This is a genomic window from Inquilinus sp. (genome assembly GCF_057815775.1).
Genome location: NZ_JBYRFX010000364.1, coordinates 1 through 4,998, shown reverse-complemented (window position 1 = coordinate 4,998; position 4,998 = coordinate 1). Strand labels below are relative to the sequence as shown.

6 protein-coding genes are annotated in these 4,998 nt (G+C 70.0%); 1 reads left to right on the top strand and 5 read right to left on the bottom strand.

The genetic code is table 11. The features are described from left to right. The 3 genes from AC3XYG_RS13075 to AC3XYG_RS13065 form a co-directional block, all read right to left on the bottom strand. Nucleotides 1-320: carbohydrate porin (locus AC3XYG_RS13075; RefSeq protein WP_489140274.1), on the bottom strand; the 320-nt coding region annotated here is incomplete at its 3' end. A gap of 236 nt (nucleotides 321-556) precedes the next feature. Beyond that, a complete protein-coding gene (locus tag AC3XYG_RS13070; RefSeq protein ID WP_489140273.1) occupies nucleotides 557-1,900 on the bottom strand; it encodes a sensor histidine kinase in 1,344 nt (447 codons plus the stop codon). Nucleotides 1,901-1,902: 2 nt separating this feature from the next. Continuing rightward, a complete protein-coding gene (locus AC3XYG_RS13065) occupies nucleotides 1,903-2,577 on the bottom strand; it encodes a response regulator transcription factor (protein WP_489140272.1) in 675 nt (224 codons plus the stop codon). Nucleotides 2,578-2,712: 135 nt separating this feature from the next. Here AC3XYG_RS13065 and AC3XYG_RS13060 point away from each other — a divergent pair, with 135 nt between their 5' ends. Then, nucleotides 2,713-3,165: a hypothetical protein gene (locus tag AC3XYG_RS13060; protein ID WP_489140271.1), complete on the top strand. Its 453-nt coding sequence runs from the start codon at nucleotides 2,713-2,715 to the stop codon at nucleotides 3,163-3,165. Between the two features lie 46 nt (nucleotides 3,166-3,211). Here the strand turns inward: AC3XYG_RS13060 and AC3XYG_RS13055 are convergent, their stop codons facing one another. Both AC3XYG_RS13055 and AC3XYG_RS13050 read right to left on the bottom strand, forming a co-directional pair. Next, on the bottom strand, nucleotides 3,212-3,625 hold the full coding sequence (locus tag AC3XYG_RS13055; protein WP_489140270.1) for a hypothetical protein: 414 nt from the start codon (nucleotides 3,623-3,625) through the stop codon (nucleotides 3,212-3,214). Nucleotides 3,626-3,849: 224 nt separating this feature from the next. Further along, a partial coding sequence (locus tag AC3XYG_RS13050) for a sigma-54 interaction domain-containing protein (RefSeq protein WP_489140269.1) occupies nucleotides 3,850-4,998 on the bottom strand: 1,149 nt, incomplete at its 5' end.

Genomic DNA, 4,998 nt, shown 5'->3' with positions numbered 1-4,998 from the left:
CTCAGGTTCCGGCCGTTGCGGTCGGTGATCGTCAGCTGGATCTTGGCGTCATGGACCCCCAGCAGGCGGTCGAGGTCGAAGGTGGCACCGAACGACAGCTGGTCGTCATAGCTCAGCTGGTCCTTGGTGCCGCCGGTCGGGTTGTAGGCGAGTTCGGAGGTGTAGCCGAACTGGAAGGCCACGCCGGCATTGGCGAGATCCGTCCGGACGCCGCCCCAATCCCCGGTCAGTTTCCCTTTGCCGGCATCCTCGGCGAGCGCAGCGCCGCTTCCCGCAACACTCGCCAGCAGCAGCATGCTCATGGCCATGCGCGACTTCATGCCGGACCTCCCTGGTCGATCTGGGCGGCGGCATCATGCCTGCCGCGATCGCAATGATTCTGGGCGCCGCCGACCGCCCCCGGGATTTGCGCCCGCCGGGATTCGATCACCGGACTCGACAGGAATGGAAGGCCGACAGCGGCGTTGCGTCAAGCATCGCCGCGACAATCGCTGGGCTGGCATGCAGCGGCGAAGTCGATCCGGCAATTGCGGAACCAGACCGGCCGGGCCGACCGTCATTCGGACCCGAGCCGCAGACGGAACGTCGCGCCGCCCCCCGGCGTCTCCTCGATCGAGATCGACCCGCCATGGACGGCCGCGGCCTCGCGCACGATCGCCAGGCCGAGGCCGGCGCCCGGATAGGTTTCGTCCCGGCGCCAGAAGGGTTCGAACACCTGCTCCCGCTCCGCCGGCGGGATGCCAGGGCCGTGGTCGATCACCAGGATCTCCGCCGGCGCCCGGACCACGACCTCCACCGTCCCTCCTGGGAATTCCATGCGCATCGCATTCTGCACGAGGTTGGCCACGGCGCTTTCGATCGCCCGGACGCTGCCCGCGACGGGCAGGCGGTCGACCTCCGGAACCAAAGCGAGATCCCGGCCGATCGCGATCGCCAGGGGCGCGCATTCGGCCACGACATTCCGCGCCAGCGCCACCAGGTCGACGGCCTCGTCGAACAGGACGTCGCGGCGTTCCAGACGGGCGACGAACAGCAACTGGTCGACCAGGGTGCGGATGCGGACGATGTCGCCGCGCATGCCATCCGCCTCGCCCGGATCCTGCAGGCTGTCGATGCGCGCGGTCAGGATCGCCAGCGGGGTGCGCATCTCATGCGCCGCCATCGCCGCGAAGCGCTGCTGCTGGCTGACGCCGGCATCCAGCCGGTCGAGCGCCGCGTTGATCGACCGGACCAGAGGCCGCAGCTCCGCCGGCACGCCGCCATGGTCGGGCAGGCGGAAATCCCGGCTGCGAAGGTCGACATGGGCCGCCTGCCGCGTGGCGGCCTGCAGCGGGCGCAGCGTCTGCCGGACGACCAGCGGCACGGCCAGGATGGCGCTGAGCAGGACGAACCCCATGACGCGGACGAGGTGGCCGGCCATGAATTGGGCGATGGCCGGCAGATCGGCCGTCCGGATCGGGTTGTCGGAGCCGATGACGGTGACGGTGCCGTGCGGCGTCTCGACCTCCGTCGCCATGACGGCCGACCCCGCCAGCGCGCCCTCCCGCAGGACGAAGGATGCGTTGATGAAGGCAGGCGACCCCATGGCGCGCATCGTGGCCGCGAGTTCGGGCGAAGAGCCATCGAGCACCCGGCCGTCCTGCATGGCCGCGACCCGGACCAGCGGCCGATCCTGGCGGAACTGCCGCAGCGCCGGCGTGTCGGCGATCGCCAGCGTGCCGCCCGGCAGCGGGACCAGCGCGTCGGCGACCAGGGCTTCGAGATTCAGATGCGGGAAGTAATATTTGTCGCCCGGTCCGCTCCAGAAGACCAGCGAGGCCGTCAGGGCCAGCACCGACAGCAGGGATTGGATGAGGATCAGCCAGGCGATCAGGCGCCACGCCAGCGACGACCTTCGCATCGTCACACCGGCCGGAGCATGTAGCCGACGTTCCGCACCGGGTGGATCGCGGCGCCCGATTCCAGCTCGATCAGCCGCCGGCGCAACCGGGAGACATGGCCGTCCAGCGACTTCGGCAGGATGTCGTCCTCCATGCCGTAGACGGCGTCGAGCAGCGCCTCGCGCTGCACCACCCGGCCCGTCCGCCGGATCAGCGCCTCCAGCACCAGCAGCTCGCGCCGGTTGAGCACCACGGGCTGGTCGCCGATCGTGACCTCGCGCCGGTCAGGGTCGAAGCGCACGCGGCCGCAGATCAAAGGCACGGCCTGTTCGGCGCCCGGCCGCCGCAGCGCGGCCCGGATCCGGGCCAGCAGCTCTTCGGCGAAGAACGGCTTGGTGAGGTAGTCGTCCGCCCCGGCATCGAGGCCGCGGACCGTGTCGTCCCGCCGGTCCAGCGCCGTCAGCACGATCACCGGCGTGCCGGGCTGGTGCCGCCGCACCACGGGCAGCAGCGTCAGCCCCTCGCTGCCGCGCAGCCGGCGGTCGAGCAGGACAAGGCCGTACCGCGCCGTGGCCAGGGCCAACTCCGCGTCGCCGTGGGAGGCCGCGTGGTCGACCAGGAAGCCGCTCTTGGCCAGACCGCCGGACACCAGCCGCGCCATATCGGGCTCGTCTTCGATCAGCAGGATCCGCGTCATTTCAACCTCATGTCGCGGGCCACCCCCAAGTCGCCGGCAGCGAGAACATGGCCGGCACCTTCCCACAACCTAAGTCGGCTAGCAGTCGTCCCGGCAAGTGAAAGTTCCAGCGTCCGAGCCCGGGAGACAGAAAAGATGTCCGTTCGCACCACCGCCCGCCCTTCGTTTGAGTTGGCCGCCTGCTGGATTATACTGGCCGTGGCCCTGTCGGCCTGCATGGGCTCCGGCGGCAGCGGCCCGCAGATCGATGCCGCCAAGTCCTTTGCCGGCGGCCGCAACTACGCCACCGACCTCAAGGTCTGCCAGGACAAGGCAGGGGCCGGTGAGACCAAGGAGAGTGCGGCGGCGAAGGTCGGCATCGGCACGGTCCTGGGGGCCGGCCTGGGCCTCGCCATGGGCGGCGACACCACGACCACCGCCCTGACCACCGGCGCCGGCGTCCTGGGCGGCGCGTCCTCTGCCGGCCTCCTGGGGGAGAGCACCACCGACCGGAGCCTGATCGCGCTCAAGAGCCGGGACGACATCGTCCGCAGCTGCCTGAGGGCGCGCGGCTACAAGCTGGTCGAGACGCCGCCGAAGGCGTCCTGAGCCGGCCCGGACCCGAAGCGCCCGTCGATGCGGGGGCCCCTTCATGTCAGGACAGGGACCTCAGGAAACTGGCGCACATGTTGCCGACCAGGTCGAAGTCGACGATCACGTTGGTCTCATCCGTCGTGTAGGACAAGTCGCAGGCCAGCTCCGTATACTGGGTTTCGTTGTAGCCGACGGGGCGATACTGGTCCTGGATGATCGGCGACTGCGAGCCCCCGACATTGTTCTGCATGCCGACGATCTGCTGGCCCGCATATTCCGTGCCGGTCTGGACGAAGACCTCGTGGGCCTCCAGATCACGGCCCGACCAGTGATGCACGGTGTAGAAGCCGTCCTTCGACGTCGACCCCGCCGGGCCGAACTTGGCATAGGCCGCGCTGATGTTCTGGCCGACCAGCTTGTCGGCGCCGCTGAAATTCGCGCAGGCGGCTGCAAACAGGGCGAGCCCTGCGGTCACCGCGATTGTCTTCCGGGTCAAAAACATCGATGTCCTCGCCGCAGTTCGCCGGGGCCACTCGCCGGCCGCGACATGGCTGAGGCGACAGCTAGCCCATCCAGGTTGTGGGAAGGTGCGCCCGACACCAAACGACAGGCCGGACGTCTCCGCAGCCACGCCAGTCGGAATCCCGGGAAATACTAAGCGCGCATCGGACTTCAGCCTGAGAGGGGTCGGAGCCGGCGCTAGGCCTCGAAATCGAGGCCCAGGCTCTGCACCTTGCGGTACAGGGTGCTGCGCGAGATGCCCAGGGCCCGTGCGGCCCGGACGAAATTGTGCTGATGCTTCCGGATCGCCGCGGCGATCAGCACGCGCTCGGCGGCATGGAGATTGTCCGGCCGGTCGGGACCGGGCACGGCATCGTCGGCTGCGATGGCTGCATCGGCGAATTCCGGTGGCAGGTCTTCCAGCGCGACGGGGCCGCCCTCGGAGATCAGCAGCAGGCTCTCCACCATATTGCGCAGCTCGCGCACATTGCCGGGCCAGGCATAGCCGCGCAGCGCCGCCAGCACCTCGGCCGGAAAGTCCCGCGCCGGCACCTGGTGACGCGCGGCGAGGTGCCGGCTGAAGCGTTCGACCAGCAGGTCGAGATCGCCGCCGCGCTCCCGCAAAGCCGGGATGTGCAGCCGGGTCACGCTGATGCGGTGATACAGGTCGCGGCGGAAGCGACCGGCCTCGATCTCCTCCCTCAGGTTCCGGTTGGTCAAGGCGAGGAGACGGACATCGACCCGCCGCGGCTGGCTGTCGCCCAGGCGGTAGACGATCCCCTCCTCCAGCACGCGCAGCAGCACCGGCTGCAGGTCGAGCGGCAGCTCCCCGATCTCGTCGAGGCACAGGGTGCCGCCATCGGCCAGTTCGAAGCGGCCGGGCCGGCCTTCGCTGGTCGCGCCGGTGAAGGCGCCGCGGACATGGCCGAACAGCTCGCTGGCCAGCAGCTCCTTGGAGGCCGCGGCGCAGTTGAAGGCGATGAACGGCGTCGCCTCCCCCTCCTCGCCATGGATGGCCCGGGCCAGCAGCTCCTTGCCGACGCCGGTCTCGCCCTCGATCAGCACCGGCACGCGCTTGTCCACCAGCCGCCGGGCGCGGCCGATGACCGCCGCCATTGCCGAACTGTCGCCGATGATATGGGCGAAGGCGCTGCGCGCCGGGTCGGCCTCCGACCCCTGGTTGCTGCCGGTGCGCAGCCGCGGGCGCGGCCGGTCCGGCACCACCAGCAGGGCGCCGATCGACCGGCCGTCGGCGACCACCGGATTGAACCATTCGGGCCGCAGCCCCTCCGGCAGGCGGTTCGCCCATTCCTCGACCGCGACATTGCGATCGAGGCCCGGCACCCG